Source organism: Breoghania sp. JC706, from assembly GCF_037026715.1.
Lineage (GTDB): Bacteria > Pseudomonadota > Alphaproteobacteria > Rhizobiales > Stappiaceae > Breoghania.
Genome location: NZ_JBANCG010000002.1, coordinates 40,016 through 54,918, shown reverse-complemented (window position 1 = coordinate 54,918; position 14,903 = coordinate 40,016). Strand labels below are relative to the sequence as shown.

The following is a 14,903-nucleotide window of genomic DNA, read 5'->3' as shown; positions in this document are numbered from 1 at the left end:
TGATATGCTGAATATACCTCTTCGGCACATTCCAATACCGACAGCGTCAGTTGCGGGAGAGAGATGCGAAAAGCCCGGGTGACCGCCTTGTCAGCGGCTTTCGCAAGCATCCATGTGATCGACCACATGGGTCGCCCAGGCGGCCATGCCGGCGGCGGAGGGATGGAATCCGTCCTCGCAGAAGGCGTCGGGGCCGAAATCCAGCATGCGGGGAATGGCGGTGGCGCCGCGCTCGGCGCACAGGGTGGTGCCGATCATGTTGAGGAGACGGGCGCGGCGCTCCAGAATGCGGCCGAGGGTCGGCGGAAGCGCGGGCACGCGGTCCATCGGCATGACGTTGGGCCAGTAGAATGCGGCATCGGGAAAGCGGGCACGCAACGCATAGAGAAGGCCGCCGAAGCCCTTCTTCCAGCCTTTGCCGGTGCGGAAATTCTTGATGTCGTTGGTGCCGACGGAGACGATCACGTGCGTCCAGTCGCGCGGCTCGATATGCGCCACGACATGGTCGCGGATCTCTGTGGAGATCGCGGAATTGAACCCGGCCGTGCGGTAGGAGACCGCGCGGCCGGTGCGTTCGTTGAGGGTGCGGGCGACCTGCGCCGCCAGCCCCTTCTCGATATCATCGAGGCCGACGCCGGCGGCGGACGAATCGCCCACCACCAATAGCTTAAGGTCGGGGCCGTCGCCTTCGAGGTGGCCGGAAGCCTCGCCGGGGGCCGGCAGGAGGCGGCGGACGGTGAGCCGGACGCCGATGCCCTGCCAGGCGTAAACGGGAAAGGCGAGCCAGCTCGCCAGCGCGGCAAGCCGGATGGCTGCACTCCCCTGCCCCATTCAGATCCTCCCGGTTACGCTCAGCCCAGTTTGCCCTCGAGACATTTGGCAATGAGCGCGCGGGTCTCGTCAATGCCGTAGAGCGCCACGAAGGAGCCGAAGCGCGGGCCCTTCTCCTGGCCGAGCAGGCACTGGTAGATCGTCTGGAACCAGACGACCGAGACGCCGGGGCCGCCGTCGGGGCCCTTCTTGGAAGCATCCTGATAGCGCTCGATGGCGCGGCCGACGTCGAGGATCGCATCCTGGATCACCGCACCGTCCGCATCCGCCGGCAGGGCCGCCAGCCTGGCGTCGAGGGAGGCGAGCGCGGCACGCTCGACCTCGTCCGGCGCCTTGAAGGATTTCGCCGGCTTCACGAAATCGTCGAAATAGCGGATCGCGTAGCCGACGAGGCGGTCGAGTTCCGGGTTCGTCTCAGCCGTCTCGCCCGGCGCATAGCGCGAGATGAAGGCCCACAGCACGTCCTTGTTCGACGCGTTCGACGCGGAGACGAGGTTCAGCAGCATGGCGAACGGCACCGGCATGTCGATTTCCGGCACCTTGCCGGAATGGATGTGCCAGGCCGGATTGCCGAGCTTCTGCATCGCCGGCATGTCGGCGTATTTGTCGACGAAGGTATAGTATTCGTCGACCGCCTTCGGGATCACGTCGAAATAGAGCTTCTTGGCGCTCTTGGGCTTCTGGAACATGTAGAGCGCGAGGCTCTCCGTCGGCGCGTAGGTCAGCCACTCGTCGATGGTGAGGCCGTTGCCCTTCGACTTGGAGATCTTCTCGCCATTTTCGTCCAGGAACAACTCGTAGACGAAATGCTCCGGCGGGGTGCCGCCCATGACCTGACAGATCTTGTCGTAAAGGCCCATGTTGGGGCCGTGGTCCTTGCCGAACATTTCGAAATCGACGCCGAGCGCCGCCCAGCGGGCGCCGAAATCCGGCTTCCACTGCAGCTTGACGCGGCCGCCCGTCACATCGAGGGTGACGTCGTCGCCATCCTCGTCGGTATAGGTGATGGTGCCGGCCTTCGCGTCGACCGCCTTCATCGGCACGTAGAGCACGCGGCCGGTCTTGGGCGAGATCGGCAGGAAGGGCGAATAGGTCGCCTGACGCTCCTCGCCCAGCGTCGGCAGCATCACCTTCATGATGTCGTCGTAGCGCTCAAGCGCCCGGATCAGCGTCTCGTCCAGCTTGCCGGACTTGTAGTATTCGGTGGCGCTGGCGAACTCGTACTGGAAGCCGAAAGTATCGAGGAAACGGCGCAGCATGGCGTTGTTGTGCGCGCCGAAACTGTCGAAATCGCCGCCGAAGGGGTTCGGCACCGAGGTCAGCGGCATGTGCAGGTACGGCTCCAGCGCGGCCTTGTCCGGCACGCTGTCGGGGATCTTGCGCATCCCGTCCATGTCGTCGGAAAAGCACAGCAGCCGCGTCGGGATCTTGTCCTCGGTGAGCAACCGGAAGGCGGTGCGCACCATGGTCGTGCGCGCGACCTCGCCGAAGGTGCCGATATGCGGCAGGCCGGACGGGCCGTAGCCGGTCTCGAACAGGACCGGTTTGTCCGCTCCCCGCTTCTCCACCCGTTTGACCAGTTTGCGCGCCTCTTCGAACGGCCAGGCTTTGGAAGCCCGGGCCGCCTCGATGAATTCGGGCGACAGGTCAAGCGGGGGCAGGGATTGGTCGGTCATTTTCCGGTTTGTTCCATTGAGGGAGTGATGAAGCGCCTTGCGCGGCGCGCCGGGACACTAGAGCAACACGCGTGCGTAGGGAATTGCCGAAAACGATAATTATGAAACAAAAGTCACGGTCACGGCCTCAACCTTGCGGAGGGTGAGGCGAACGCCTACCTTCGGCCCGCGCAACGAACCTTTTCAAGGAAGCCTGTTCATCCCATGACCAATACGGTGTCTCCCCAGAAAGCCCTGATCTACACGATGGTGACGATTTCGGCGGCCGACAGCACGATGACCGACTCCGAATTGCTGAGGATCGGCGAGATCGTGCAGACGCTCCCCGTCTTCCGGGATTTCGATAGCGAAAAGCTGGTGCAGGTCGCGGAGGAATGCGGCGCGCTGCTGGAGGGCGACGACGGGCTCGACACCGTGCTGGAGGTGATCGCCGGCGCGCTTCCCGAAAGGCTCTACCAGACAGCCTATGCGCTGGCGGTGGAAGTGGCGGCGGCCGATCTCGTGGTCGAGCAGGAGGAACTGCGCTTCCTGGCGCTTTTGCGCGACCGGCTGAACCTCGACAAGCTGACGGTTGCCGCGATCGAACTGAGCGCAAGGGTGCGTCACCGGGTGGCGTGAGGGGGCGACGCGGTGCGCAGGAGCGGGCTGATTGGGGGACTTGGTGACTGGGGCCCATCCTTCGAGACGGCCTTGTCAGGCCTCCTCAGGATGACGTTGTCTTTGTTGATGTTTTCTTCAAAATCAACAATACGATGACGTCATCCTGAGGAGGTGCGAAGCACCGTCTCGAAGGATGGACCACAAGTACCGTGCACCCCACAAGCATGCACGCCCCGCCCTCCCCGATCACACCCGCCAGAAGCGTGGGATGAACAGCACCAGCACGGTCAGCAGCTCCAGCCTTCCCAAGAGCATGCCGAAGGACAGGATCCACTTCGCCGGATCGTTGAGCGTCTGGAACGTGCCGGCGGGGCCGATGATCTCGCCGAGGCCCGGGCCGACATTGGAGATCGCCGTGGCCGCACCCGACAGCGCCGTCAGGTCGTCGAGCCCGGTCAGGTTCAGCGCGATGGCGAGCCCCGCGAAGCAGCAGATATAGAGAAAGAAGAAACTCTGCACCGCCGCGACGACGCCGTCGTCGATGGGGCGGCCGTTGAAGCGCGGCACGAAGATGCCGTTGGGATAGACCGCCCGGTTGAAATGCTGGCCGAGGCTCGCCCACAGAACCTGGAAGCGGAAGACCTTGATGCCGCACGAGGTCGAGCCAGCGCAGCCGCCGATGAACATGATGATGAAGAAGAGCCCGGCCGAGAACGGCCCCCAGGAATTGTAGTCGGCATTGGCGTAGCCGGTCCCCGTCATCACCGAGACGACGTTGAAGGCGGCGTAGCGCAGGCCCTCCAGCCCCTCGTTGATGCCGCTGTGGTGCTGGAACAGCCAGATGATGAGGATGAAGATCGCCAGCAGCACGAAGAATGTGCGCACCTGCGTGTCGCGCAGCAGCGCACGCGGTTCGCCCTGTAGCGCCCGGATGTAGAGCATGAAGGGCAGCGAGCCGACGCACATGAAGACGATGGCGATCCAGTCGATGGCGGCACTGTCGAAATGGCCGAGCGAGGCGTCCTTGGTGGAGAAGCCGCCGGTGGCCACCGTCGTCATCGCATGCATGATCGCATCGTCGAGCGCCATACCCGCGACGTGGTAGAGGATCGCGCAAGCCGCCGTCAGCGCGATGAAGATCAGCGTCATGATGCCGGAGATCTGGGTGGCGCGCGGCAGGATCTTTTCCGGCGCGTCGAAGGCCTCCGCCTTGAAGAGCTGCATGCCGCCGACCTTCAGCATCGGCAGCACGGCGAGCGCCATGACGATGATGCCGAGCCCGCCAAGCCATTGCAGGATGGCGCGCCAGAACAAAACGCCAGGCGGCGCGTGATCGAGCCCGACGACGACGGTGGCGCCCGTGGTGGTGAGCCCCGACATCGCCTCGAAATAGGCGTCCGTATAGGTGGGAACGGTGCCGGACCACAGCAACGGCAGCGCGCCGAAGGCCGACAGCACCACCCACACCATGCACGTCATGACGAAGGCCTGGCGCAGTCCCATCGTGCCCGGCGAGCCGCGCGCGGACAGCCACAGGGCGATGCCGATCATCACGGTGAGCAGCGAGGAGGCGGCAAAGATCTGCCAGTCGTCGTTCTGCGCCGCGAGATCGACCATCGCGGGCACCATCATGGCCGCGCCCAGCGTGGCGAGCAGCACGCCCGTGACGAGCAGGATGGGCCGAAGATCAAGCAAGCCGAAAGCCTCGGTGGGTCTGGCAAGGCGCCGCGGGCGCGATTGCGAAACGGGACGGCGGACTGTCGGGCACCGGGGCGAGCCCGTCAACGCGGTTTCGACGCGCCGCGCCTGCGGCAAACGTCAATTCAGGACCCGGGGCATGTTCGGAATGTCCAGCGGAAAGGCGGGGATCGCGACGGCGAAGACGTCGCCGTCCTCCGTCTGCATCTCGTAGGAGCCGACCATGATGCCGGAGGCGGTGGCGAGCGGGCAGCCGGACGTATACTGGTAGCTGGCGCCGGGCTTCAGCACCGGCTGTTCGCCGACCACGCCCGCGCCGCGCACTTCCTGCACCCGGCCGGAGGCATCGGTGATCTTCCAGTGGCGGGAGAGAAGCTGCACGGTGTCGTCGCTCTGGTTGACGATGCGCACGGTATAGGCCCAGAAATAGTGGTCGTCGGACGGCGCCGACTGGTCCGCCAGATAGGTCGGCTCGACCACGACCTCGATCCCCCGCGTCTCTTCGCTGTACATCTTCTTGCGGTTCCGTTGTTGCGGGCCCTTGCGGCGCGCCATCATGGCGTATCGGCCCGGTACGACGCCTTTTCCGTATTCTAGTTGAAGCGCCGGCAAAGGTGAATCGTCTTTGCGTTACCCGGACCTTCGAACGGCGCTGCCGCCCGTTCATATCTGCTTGATCGGACAGGTAAAGGCCTTTCCCACCATTGACCGGGCGCGGCGCCCGACGCAGGCTGCCGCACCGATGCTGCCCAATCCCGCATTGCCGCCAACATGGGCCCGCTCCATGCTCGATGCCTATCTGCGCCCGAAGATCGATCCACCGCTCAACGCCGCCGGCCGCGGGCTCGCCCGGCTTGGCGTCGGCGCCAACGCGGTGACGTTCGCGGGCCTGGCGCTGGGGCTTGCGGGCGCTGCGGCGATCGCGCTCCATTTTCCGCTCGCGGGGCTGGTGCTGATCCTGGCCGGCCGGCTTGCCGACGGGCTCGACGGCGCGGTGGCGCGCGCGACGCGGCTGACGGATGCCGGCGGCTATCTCGATATCGTGTGCGATTTCCTGTTCTACGGGGCGGTGCCGCTCGCCTTCGTCATCGCCGACCCGGCCGCGAACGCCTTCGCCGGGGCGGCACTGCTGGCGAGCTTCTACGCGTCGGGCACGACGTTCCTCGCCTTTGCCGCGATCGCGCAAAAGCGCGGGCTCTCCACATCGGCGCAAGGGGTGAAGTCGCTCTACTATCTCGGCGGCATCGCGGAAGGCACGGAGACCATCGCCTTTTTCGTGGCGATCTGCCTGTGGCCAGCCCATTTCGCGGTGCTGGCGTGGGTGTTTGCGGCCGTGTGCTATTTCTCCGCGATCGTGCGGGCGATCAACGGGGCGGTGATATTGCGCGGGTGAATCGGGGGAAACGAGGAACGGCGGCCGGCGAGAGAGCGAGGTTGCGGCCCATCCTTCGAGACGCGCTCTTACGAGCGCTCCTCAGGATGACGTTGTGCTTGTTGATGTTTTCTTCAAAGCCAACAACACGATAACGTCATCCTGAGAGGCTGGCCCGGAAATGGTAACCGGTTCTTCGCCTCGGATTCTACGCGCCTTCATACCCCTCCATCGTCATCACCCGGCGAAGTCCGGGTGATCCAGCGCGCGCCCCGAATGCTGCGGCTGGAGGTGGATTGCCCGGACTTCGCCGGGCAATGACGGCGGAGGGGCATGAGGCGGATTGTGGGAGGCACACAATGCGATACCATTTCCGGGCCGGGCTCTGAGGAGGTGCGCCAGCACCGTCTCGAAGGACGGGCCACAAGCGCCATCTCGCCCCCGCCCCTACCGTCCCGCCATCTTCTCCGCCATGACGGAGATCGTCTTCACATAGACCTCGGCCTTGTTCCAGCCGCGCAATGCCTTGTAGTTGGCGGTGCCCGGGCCCCAGGGCTGGCCGGGACGCCAGCCGTAGGCCTTGAGGTAGTTGGCGGTCGAGGCCAGAACGTCGGGCACCGAGCGGATGAGATCGCGGCGGCCGTTGCGGTCGTAGTCGACGGCGTATTTCATGTAGTTGGAGGCTAGGAACTGGGTCTGGCCGATCTCGCCCGCCCAGGCGCCCCTCATCTCCGCCGGCCGCATGTCGCCGCGCGCGACGATCCTCAGCGCGCTGATCAGCTCGTTGGTGAAGAAGGCGGAGCGGCGGCAGTCGTAGGCGAGCGTTGCCAGCGAGCGCATCACCGGCATGGAGCCGGAATTGGCGCCGAAGCCGGTTTCCAGCCCCCAGATCGAGACGACGATTTCCGCCGGCACGCCGAAGTCGCGTTCGATGCGCTGGAACAGACGCCGGTTGTTGCCGATATAGGCGCGGCCCCGGCTGATCATCGCGTCTGAGACGCGGCGGGCGTAGAACTGGTCGAAGCTCAGCTTGAAGGATTTCTGCGAGCGGTCGAGACGGATCACGCGGGGATCGTAGCGCACGCCGGAAAGCGCGCCCTCGATCACCGCGGACGAAAGCCCGGCGGCGCGCGCCTCGCGCTTGAACTCGGCAAGCCAACGGTCGAAGCCGGCGGCATCGTTGCCGCAGGAGGCGGCATGCGCCGTGCCGGACAAGGCTGCGGCGACAAGGGGAGCGCCGGCAAGGACAAGCCCCCCGAGCACGACAAAAGCGGCAATGCGCAAGGCCCGCATCATTGAGTCTCTCCGGCGCGGCATGGACGATCCCGCCACTATTACCGCGCCGGATAGCGCGCGCAATCGGCTTTGCGAGGTCCCGCCTCGCCGCCGTTTCCAGGATCAGATCGCCGCGAGCGCCTTGTCGAAGTCGGCCAGCAGATCGTCGATGTGCTCCAGCCCGACGGAGAGACGCAGCATGCCGCCGGTGATGCCGAGTTCCAGACGCGCCTCTTCGGCGACATTCTGGTGCGTCGTGGTCGCCGGATGGCAGATGATGCTCTTGGCGTCGCCGAGATTGTTGGAGATCTTGACGATGTCGAGCGCGTTGGAAAAGGCGAAGGCCGCCTCCTTGCCGCCGGCGAGCTCGAAGGCCACAAGCGTGGACCCGGCGCGCATCTGCTTTTTCACAACGTCTGCCTGCGGGTGGTCGTCCCGGCCGGGATAGATCAGCCGCGAGACGGCCTTGTGGTCTGCCAGAAAATCGGCGATGCGGGCCGCACTTTCGGTCTGGCGCTCGATGCGCAGCGGCATCGTTTCAAGCCCCTTCAGCATCACCCAGGCGTTGAACGGCGAAAGCGAGGGGCCGGAATGCTTGAAGAGGGGGTGGAACTCCTCCTCGATCCATTCCTCGTCCGACAGCACGATGCCGCCAAGACAGCGGCCCTGACCGTCGATGTGCTTGGTAGCGGAATAGACGACGACGTCGGCGCCGAGCTGAAGCGGCGACTGCCAGAGCGCGGTGGCGAAGACGTTGTCCACCACGAGACGGGCGCCGGCCTCATGCGCGATATCGGCGACCGCCGCGATATCGACGACGCTGAGCGTCGGATTGGTGGGCGATTCCAGGAACATCACGCGGGTGTTGGGCCTGACCGCCGCCTTCCATTCCTCGATCTTGGTGCCATCGACCAGCGTCGCCTCGACGCCGAAGCGGGGCAGCACGGTTTCCGCGATGTAGCGACACGAGCCGAACAGCGCCTTGGCTGCGACGATATGGTCGCCGGCGCGCACCGAGGCCAAAAGCGCGGAGCTGACGGCCGCCATGCCGGACGCGGTCGCGCGCGCGGCTTGCGCGCCCTCCAGCTCGCACATGCGGTTTTCGAACATGTCGACGGTGGGGTTGGCATAGCGCGAATAGACGAAACCCGGATCGTCGCCGTTGAATCGCGCCTCGGCCTTTTCCGCGCTGGGGTAGACGAACCCCTGCGTCAGGAACAGCGCCTCGGAGGTTTCGTTGAAGGGGCTGCGAAGCGTCCCGCCGTGCACCAGCCGCGTTGCGGGATGCCAGTCTTTTTCGTTCGACATGTCAGGCTCCAGATACAAAAAAACCCGGTCGCAGGCGGCCGGGCTCCGAAGCACCCGGTCTTTTTAGCGACTTGTTTAACGTGGCTGCAAGCCGACCGGCCCAAATCACCACGGGGATGCCTGCCTGAATAAGGCAAGAGCGGGTTGGCGTCAATGCGGGGATCGGCTAAGGGGGATACCGGACAAGACCGGGAAAAGCCGGGAAGACGCGAAGAGGCGGTAACGACATGACAGACGCACCGGCCGGCATTCTGCCGGCGCACATGATCGAGGCGCTGTTCGCAAGCGGAAACATCATCGCGGACCGGGCGCTTGACGACGATCAGGTGCAGCCGGCAAGCCTCGATCTGAGGCTCGGAAAGGTCGCCTGGCGGGTGCGCGCGTCGTTCCTGCCCGGGCCGGGAAGATCCGTCACCAGCAAGCTCGACCGGCTGAAACTGCACGAATTCGACCTGACCGGCGGCGCCGTCCTGGAGACGGGCTGCGTCTATATCGTGCCGCTGCTGGAAGAACTGGACCTTCCCGCCGACGTGGCCGCGACCACCAACCCGAAAAGCTCCACCGGCCGGCTCGACGTGTTCACCCGGGTGATCACCGACGAGGGCCAGGAATTCGACACGGTGCCGGCGGGCTACAAGGGCGCGCTTTACGCCGAGATCAGTCCGAAGACGTTTCCCGTGCTGGTGCGCACCGGCACGCGGCTTTCGCAGATCCGTTTCCGGCGCGGGCATCCGACCGTCACGGATGAGGAACTGACGGGCCTTGACGAGACGGCGGAGCTGATTTCCGGCGGCCATGCGCGCATCGGCGGCGGGCTTCAGCTCTCCATCGACCTTGAGGGCACGGGCACGGACCGGCTCGTCGGCTTCCGCGCCAAGCGGCACACCGGCGTCATCGACATGGACGTGAAGGCCGCGCACGATCCGCTCGACTTCTGGGAGCCGATCCACCGGCGGGGCGCGGCGGAACTCATTCTCGATCCGAACGAATTCTACATCCTCGTCTCGCGCGAGGCGGTGCACGTGCCGCCAGATTTCGCGGCCGAAATGGTGCCGTTCGATCCGCTGGTGGGCGAATTCCGCGTCCATTACGCCGGCTTCTTCGATCCCGGCTTCGGGCATTCGGAGATCGGCGGGGCCGGCTCGCGCGCCGTGCTGGAGGTGCGCTCGCACGACGTTCCGTTCATTCTCGACCACGGGCAGACGGTGGGCCGGCTCGTCTACGAGCGCATGGCGGAACGGCCGAAGACGCTCTACGGCGAGGGCATCGGCTCCAACTACCAGGGCCAGGCGCTGAAGCTGTCGAAACATTTCAAGGCGGTGGAGTAGCCCACGGAGACCGGCAAGGCGCGTCGGCGCGGAACTTTTGCCGGCGCCGGGGTTTCTTGAAGAGCATTTCGTGCGCTCGGGGCGTTCCGCTTGCGGAAAAGGCCGGAATGACCGAAGGGGCTTTGCACGGAGCCGCTCGCACGGTTGTCATCATCTCGGTTTCCGGAAATGCAGATATTGGGAAACCGATACCTCCACCGTCATTGCCCGGCTTCGTCCGGGCAATCCAACGCGGGCTGCGGCATGCACTGCGAGTGCTGGATCACCCGGACTTCGCCGGGTGATGACGGCGGAGGGATAACGGGAAAAGCCATGGAGCGCGGGAGAGCTGCGGCGTGAGGGAAACGAGCGACAGAAGCGCCGCTGAAGACGAAGCCGCGGCCTGCCACAAGGCCGAACCGGGGCGCGGACGTTCGGCATCGCGGCCCTCGCAGATCCCCTTGCGCGGGCTTCTCGACGTCATCTGGCGCGTCGGCCACCAGATCATCGTCGACCGGGTGATGCTGGTGGCGGCCGGTGCCACCTACTACTTCCTGCTCGCCCTGTTTCCCGGCCTTGCGGCCTTCGTCGCGCTCTATGGGCTTGTGGCCAATCCGCTGACCATCGCCGATCACGTGCAGGCGCTGGAGGGCATCGCGCCGGCAGCCGCCATCGGGCTCATTCACACCCAGCTTGAGGCGCTGGCCTCGCAGACGCGCAACACGCTGAACTTCGCCTTCTACGGCGGTCTTGCCGTGTCGCTGTGGAGCGTGAACGCGGCGATCAAGGCGTTGTTCGAGGCGATGAACATTGCCTACAACGAAGCGGAAAAGCGCAGTTTCCTGCGGCTTAACCTGGTGTCTCTGGGCTTCACGCTGGGGGCGATCTTCACCGGGTTCCTGCTGATCTTCGCCATCGGCGTGATCCCGACGGTGCTTGCCTTCGTCGATCTCGGCGACATGGCGGGACGGCTGATCGGGCTGACGCGCTGGCCGGTGCTGCTGGCGGTGATCGGCTTCGGCATCACGCTGATCTACCGCTTCGGCCCGAGCCGGGAGCGGGCGAAATGGCGCTGGCTGAGCTGGGGCGGATTGCTGGCAACCCCGCTGTGGCTCGCCGCCTCCTTCGCGTTTTCCTACTACATCGAGAATTTCGCCGACTACAACGCCACCTACGGCACGCTGGGGGCCGTCATCGGCCTGATGGTGTGGATCTGGATTTCCGTGGTCATCCTGATCGTCGGTGCGGAACTCAACGCGGAGCTGGAGCACCAGACGGCACGGGATTCCACGACCGGGAAGCCCCTGCCGATGGGCGAGCGCGGCGCAATGGTCGCCGACACGCTCGGCAAGGCGCGCAAGGGATAGCGGGCGGTGTTTCCGCCCCCTCTCCCACGGGGAGAGGGCTGGGGTGAGGGGTATCGGGCTCTCGTGGATACGGCGGCCCCGTCCCCCCTCACCCGGCGCATTCGCGCCGACCTCTCCCCATGGGAGAGGTGAGTGGCGAGCGACATCACGGGCGAAACGGGAAGCCCCCCTTACGCCCGCTCCTCCACGCTCCGGCGCAACTCGGCGAGTTCCTTGCGCAGCGCCTTGACCTCCTCCAGCACGATGCCGGTTTCGGAATGGATCGCCTGGCGGTCGGCCTCGGCTATCTGGTCGTGCTCCTCCTGCATGGCGGAGACGATGATACCGATGAACAGGTTGAGCACCGTGAAGGCGGTGGCCAGAATGAACGGCAGGAAGAAGATCCAGGCGTAGGGATGCGCCTCCATGACCGGGCGCACGATGCCCATGGACCAGCTTTCCAGCGTCATGATCTGGAACAGCGTGTAGGCGGAGGCTCCGAGCGAGCCGAACCATTCGGGAAACGTCGCCCCGTAGAGGTTCGTCGCCATGACGGAGAAGATGTAGAAGACGAGGCTCATCAGCAAAACGATGGAGCCGAGGCCCGGGAGCGCCGCTATCAGCCCGCCGATGACGCGCTGGAGCGAGGGCACGGTGGAGACGAGCCTCAAAACCCGAAGGACCCGCAGCGCGCGGAGCACCGACAGCGCGCCGGTGGCCGGAATGAGCGCGACGGCGACGACAAAGAAGTCGAACAGGCTCCACGGACGCGCGAAGAACGACAGCCGGAAGACATAGATCCGGACGGCGATCTCCACCACGAAGATGGCGATGACGATGTGGTCGACCGCGGTCAGAAGGCCGCCGATCGCGCTCATGACGCTCGGGCTCGTTTCAAGGCCCAGCGTCACGGCATTGAGGACGATGATCGAGATGATCGCCCATTCCCATGGCTTCGACCGGACGATGTCCCGCAATCTGTCGCGCATCTGTGTCCCCGCATGCAGTGGCGGCCCCCGCGGCCGCTGCCGACCGAAGCCATGTAGGTGGAAGAACGGGGTCTGCCAAGAGCGCGCCCACCATGGGCGCGGCGGCTGTTGACAGCTGTGCCGTCGGCCGTGAGGCGTTTGCTATTCCGCTTGACAGATCGGGCAGGGACACGGCAAAGAGACGTTGAGTTGCGGGTGTAGCTCAATGGTAGAGCAGAAGCTTCCCAAGCTTACGACGAGGGTTCGATTCCCTTCACCCGCTCCATTCCCCTCTCTCCGACATGTCCGCCCCCTTCCCGCCCCTCGGGAGCGCTTTGCTGCGCGGTCCGCCCTCGGGCAAGGCCGTGGCTGGTCTTGCGCCAGTGCGACGGCCGCAGCACCAGCTCCACGAGGGCGACGGCAAAGGCCACGCTCATCATCAGCCAGTAGAACGGCAGCCCCGCCCAGTCGCGCAGGCGGATGCGCAGGCGGCGCAGGCGCGCGGCGCGCAACATGGCGAAGGCCGAGGCGCCGTAGCCGGCAACGAGGCACAGCGTTCCCGCCCCCATCACCGTCATGTCGGCAAGCCCCTCAAGGCGCGGCACAAGCGTCTCGTCGAACGCATAGAGCGCGATGAAGCCGAGGAAGGCCGGGTGGGCGACAAGCGCCAGCGCGGTTCCCGCAAACAGCAGCACGGTGACAGTGAAGTTGAGCGGGCCGAGATCACGCCAGAGCTGGCGCGGGCGTCTCATGTGGACAAGCCAGGTCTGCAACCAGCCCTTGTGCCAGCGCACCCGCTGGTTGAGCCAGGCAGAGAAGGTGAGCGGCGCCTCCTCCCAGGTGGTGGAGTTCACCGTGACGATGCGCCAGCCGTCGCGCACCAGACGGATGCCGATATCGATGTCCTCGGTGACGTTGTGCGGGTCCCAGCCGCCGCAATCCTCCAGCGCACGGCGGCGGAAATGGTTCGAGGTGCCGCCGAGCGGCAACAGCAGGCCGCGCCCGGCCATCCACGGCAGCAGGATGTCGAACAGCGTGGCGTATTCCAGCGCGAACTGGCGGGTGAAGAAGGTCTCGTGCGCATGGTCGACGGCAAGGCGCGCCTGAACGCAACCCACGGAGAGCGGCGCGGAGGCAAAGAGCCGGGCGACTTTCATGAGCTGGTCCGGCTCCGGCCTGTCCTCCGCGTCGAAAACGGTGACGAGATCACCCCGGGCAAAGCGCATGGCGTAGGACAGCGCCTTGGGCTTGGTACGCGGGCCTTGGGCGGGCACCACGAGGATCTCGAACGGCGGGCCGGGCACGACGCGCGCCAGCGCCGCACGCGTCTCCGCGTCGTCCTCCTCCACCAGGAACTTGATGTCGAGAAGCGGGCGGGGATAGTCGAGCCGGGCCATGGCGGCGACGAGATCGGCGGCGACATCCGCCTCGCGGTAAAGCGGCACGAGCACCGTGTAGAGCGGCCATTCGTGCCGCTCCGGCGTGCGGCCGCGGCGCAGCGGATGTTCCACCCCGTCATAAAGCCCGGCGCAGAAGCGGGCCGCACTGCCCGCGACGAACAGCAGCCCGGCGAGCGCCATGAGCGGGCCCGGCGCGAAGAACGCCGCCGCCAGCGCCGCGCCGATGAGCGCCGCGGCGCGCAAGGTCGCGCCGACGCTGGCAAGGAGGCGGATATGGGCGGCGGAGCATTCCGGCCGGGCGATCGCAAGGCCATGAACGGCTGAGTGGATGGCGGCGGCGCGGGCGAGGTTTTCCGGCGTGGTGATGGAAAGTCGGGCGGCAAGGCGCGGATCGCCGCGCACCCGGGCGATGACCTCGCCCACGCTTGCCGGACGCGGCGCCATGACGAGCGCGACGCCCCCGCCCCTGTTGCCCCCCTGCCCTGCCCGCCCGGGTTCGAGCGCGATCACCGCGAGGCGGGCGGGATCGGCGCGCACGAGTTCCGGCGCCAGACGCGGATCGGGCCGTAGCGCCTCGAAGGGGAGAAAGGGAACGCCGAGCGTGGCCGCAAGCGCGCGATAATAGGCCTCACCGGAAAGCCGCCCGTCGGCAAGCAGCAGATCCGCAGCGCACGGCCCGCCGCCCGTGCCTGCGTCACTGGCGCGAAGTGTGGTTTGCCCGCCCGCCCGCGCGCGCAGCGCGGCGTCTGCGAGCACATCCGGACCCAGACCGTGATCGGCGAGAAAGCGGATATCGTCGGGGAGCCGCACCCGGTCCGGCCCGCGCTCCGGCACCTGCTCGACAGGACGCAGGAAGGCCGGGACGTCGAACTGGAAGGCAGACCGGCTGGCATCGGAGAACCCGGACGCGGGCGCCCCGCTGTCGGACACACCCGTCCGGTCGAACGACCACGCACTCAACGGCTTCCCCCCGGCCCCGCAATAAATTAAGGTCCGCTCACGAGTGGCGGACGCGGGTCGGCGGGGCAGGTCCAGGGCGATGATCGCGATGCGGTATGATCCATCCTGAAAGGAAAGATCACGCAGCGAAGAAATGCCGCCCGAGGATCTTTAACAGCACAA

General features: G+C 66.1%; 12 protein-coding genes, 1 tRNA gene and 1 riboswitch. Of the genes, 5 read left to right on the top strand and 8 right to left on the bottom strand.

Translation table 11 applies throughout. The features are described from left to right. Positions 1–90: 90 nt before the first annotated feature. Both V2L18_RS03445 and V2L18_RS03440 read right to left on the bottom strand, forming a co-directional pair. Positions 91–831 carry an SGNH/GDSL hydrolase family protein gene (locus V2L18_RS03445; protein WP_336176419.1) on the bottom strand — a complete coding sequence of 247 codons (741 nt, stop codon included), beginning with the start codon at positions 829–831 and terminating at the stop codon, positions 91–93. 20 nt (positions 832–851) lie between these two features. Next, entirely contained in the window at positions 852–2,507 is a 1,656-nt protein-coding gene (locus tag V2L18_RS03440) for a lysine--tRNA ligase (RefSeq protein WP_336176418.1), read from the bottom strand. A gap of 204 nt (positions 2,508–2,711) precedes the next feature. Here V2L18_RS03440 and V2L18_RS03435 point away from each other — a divergent pair, with 204 nt between their 5' ends. After that, on the top strand, positions 2,712–3,125 hold the full coding sequence (locus V2L18_RS03435) for a tellurite resistance TerB family protein (protein WP_336176417.1): 414 nt from the start codon (positions 2,712–2,714) through the stop codon (positions 3,123–3,125). Positions 3,126–3,353: 228 nt separating this feature from the next. On the opposite strand, the gene V2L18_RS03430 is transcribed toward V2L18_RS03435, so the two are convergent. Next, complete coding sequence (locus V2L18_RS03430; protein WP_336176416.1) at positions 3,354–4,802, bottom strand: TrkH family potassium uptake protein; 1,449 nt, start codon at positions 4,800–4,802, stop codon at positions 3,354–3,356. Positions 4,803–4,925: 123 nt separating this feature from the next. Then, positions 4,926–5,318 carry a Co2+/Mg2+ efflux protein ApaG gene (gene apaG, locus V2L18_RS03425; protein ID WP_336176415.1) on the bottom strand — a complete coding sequence of 131 codons (393 nt, stop codon included), beginning with the start codon at positions 5,316–5,318 and terminating at the stop codon, positions 4,926–4,928. 271 nt (positions 5,319–5,589) lie between these two features. Between apaG and V2L18_RS03420 the strand changes: the two genes are divergently transcribed. Next, entirely contained in the window at positions 5,590–6,198 is a 609-nt protein-coding gene (locus V2L18_RS03420) for a CDP-alcohol phosphatidyltransferase family protein (protein ID WP_336176993.1), read from the top strand. Positions 6,199–6,624: 426 nt separating this feature from the next. Here the strand turns inward: V2L18_RS03420 and V2L18_RS03415 are convergent, their stop codons facing one another. Together V2L18_RS03415 and V2L18_RS03410 are read right to left on the bottom strand one after the other, a co-directional pair. Beyond that, positions 6,625–7,473, bottom strand: coding sequence for a lytic murein transglycosylase (locus V2L18_RS03415; protein WP_336176414.1), 849 nt, complete (start codon positions 7,471–7,473; stop codon positions 6,625–6,627). Between the two features lie 102 nt (positions 7,474–7,575). Next, positions 7,576–8,760 carry an O-succinylhomoserine sulfhydrylase gene (locus V2L18_RS03410; RefSeq protein ID WP_336176413.1) on the bottom strand — a complete coding sequence of 395 codons (1,185 nt, stop codon included), beginning with the start codon at positions 8,758–8,760 and terminating at the stop codon, positions 7,576–7,578. Positions 8,761–8,802: 42 nt separating this feature from the next. After that, positions 8,803–8,882: riboswitch (SAM riboswitch) on the bottom strand. Between the two features lie 105 nt (positions 8,883–8,987). On the opposite strand from V2L18_RS03410, the gene V2L18_RS03405 reads away from it, so the two are divergent. Both V2L18_RS03405 and V2L18_RS03400 read left to right on the top strand, forming a co-directional pair. Then, entirely contained in the window at positions 8,988–10,088 is a 1,101-nt protein-coding gene (locus V2L18_RS03405; protein ID WP_336176412.1) for a 2'-deoxycytidine 5'-triphosphate deaminase, read from the top strand. A 500-nt stretch (positions 10,089–10,588) separates the two neighbouring features. Continuing rightward, entirely contained in the window at positions 10,589–11,434 is an 846-nt protein-coding gene (locus V2L18_RS03400; RefSeq protein ID WP_336176992.1) for a YihY/virulence factor BrkB family protein, read from the top strand. A 170-nt stretch (positions 11,435–11,604) separates the two neighbouring features. On the opposite strand, the gene V2L18_RS03395 is transcribed toward V2L18_RS03400, so the two are convergent. After that, entirely contained in the window at positions 11,605–12,402 is a 798-nt protein-coding gene (locus tag V2L18_RS03395; RefSeq protein ID WP_336176411.1) for an ion transporter, read from the bottom strand. 191 nt (positions 12,403–12,593) lie between these two features. Here V2L18_RS03395 and V2L18_RS03390 point away from each other — a divergent pair. Next, positions 12,594–12,667 (top strand) — tRNA-Gly (locus V2L18_RS03390). On the opposite strand, the gene V2L18_RS03385 is transcribed toward V2L18_RS03390, so the two are convergent. Beyond that, on the bottom strand, positions 12,633–14,741 hold the full coding sequence (locus V2L18_RS03385) for a glycosyltransferase (protein WP_336176410.1): 2,109 nt from the start codon (positions 14,739–14,741) through the stop codon (positions 12,633–12,635). The genes V2L18_RS03390 and V2L18_RS03385 overlap by 35 nt on opposite strands. Positions 14,742–14,903: the final 162 nt, after the last annotated feature.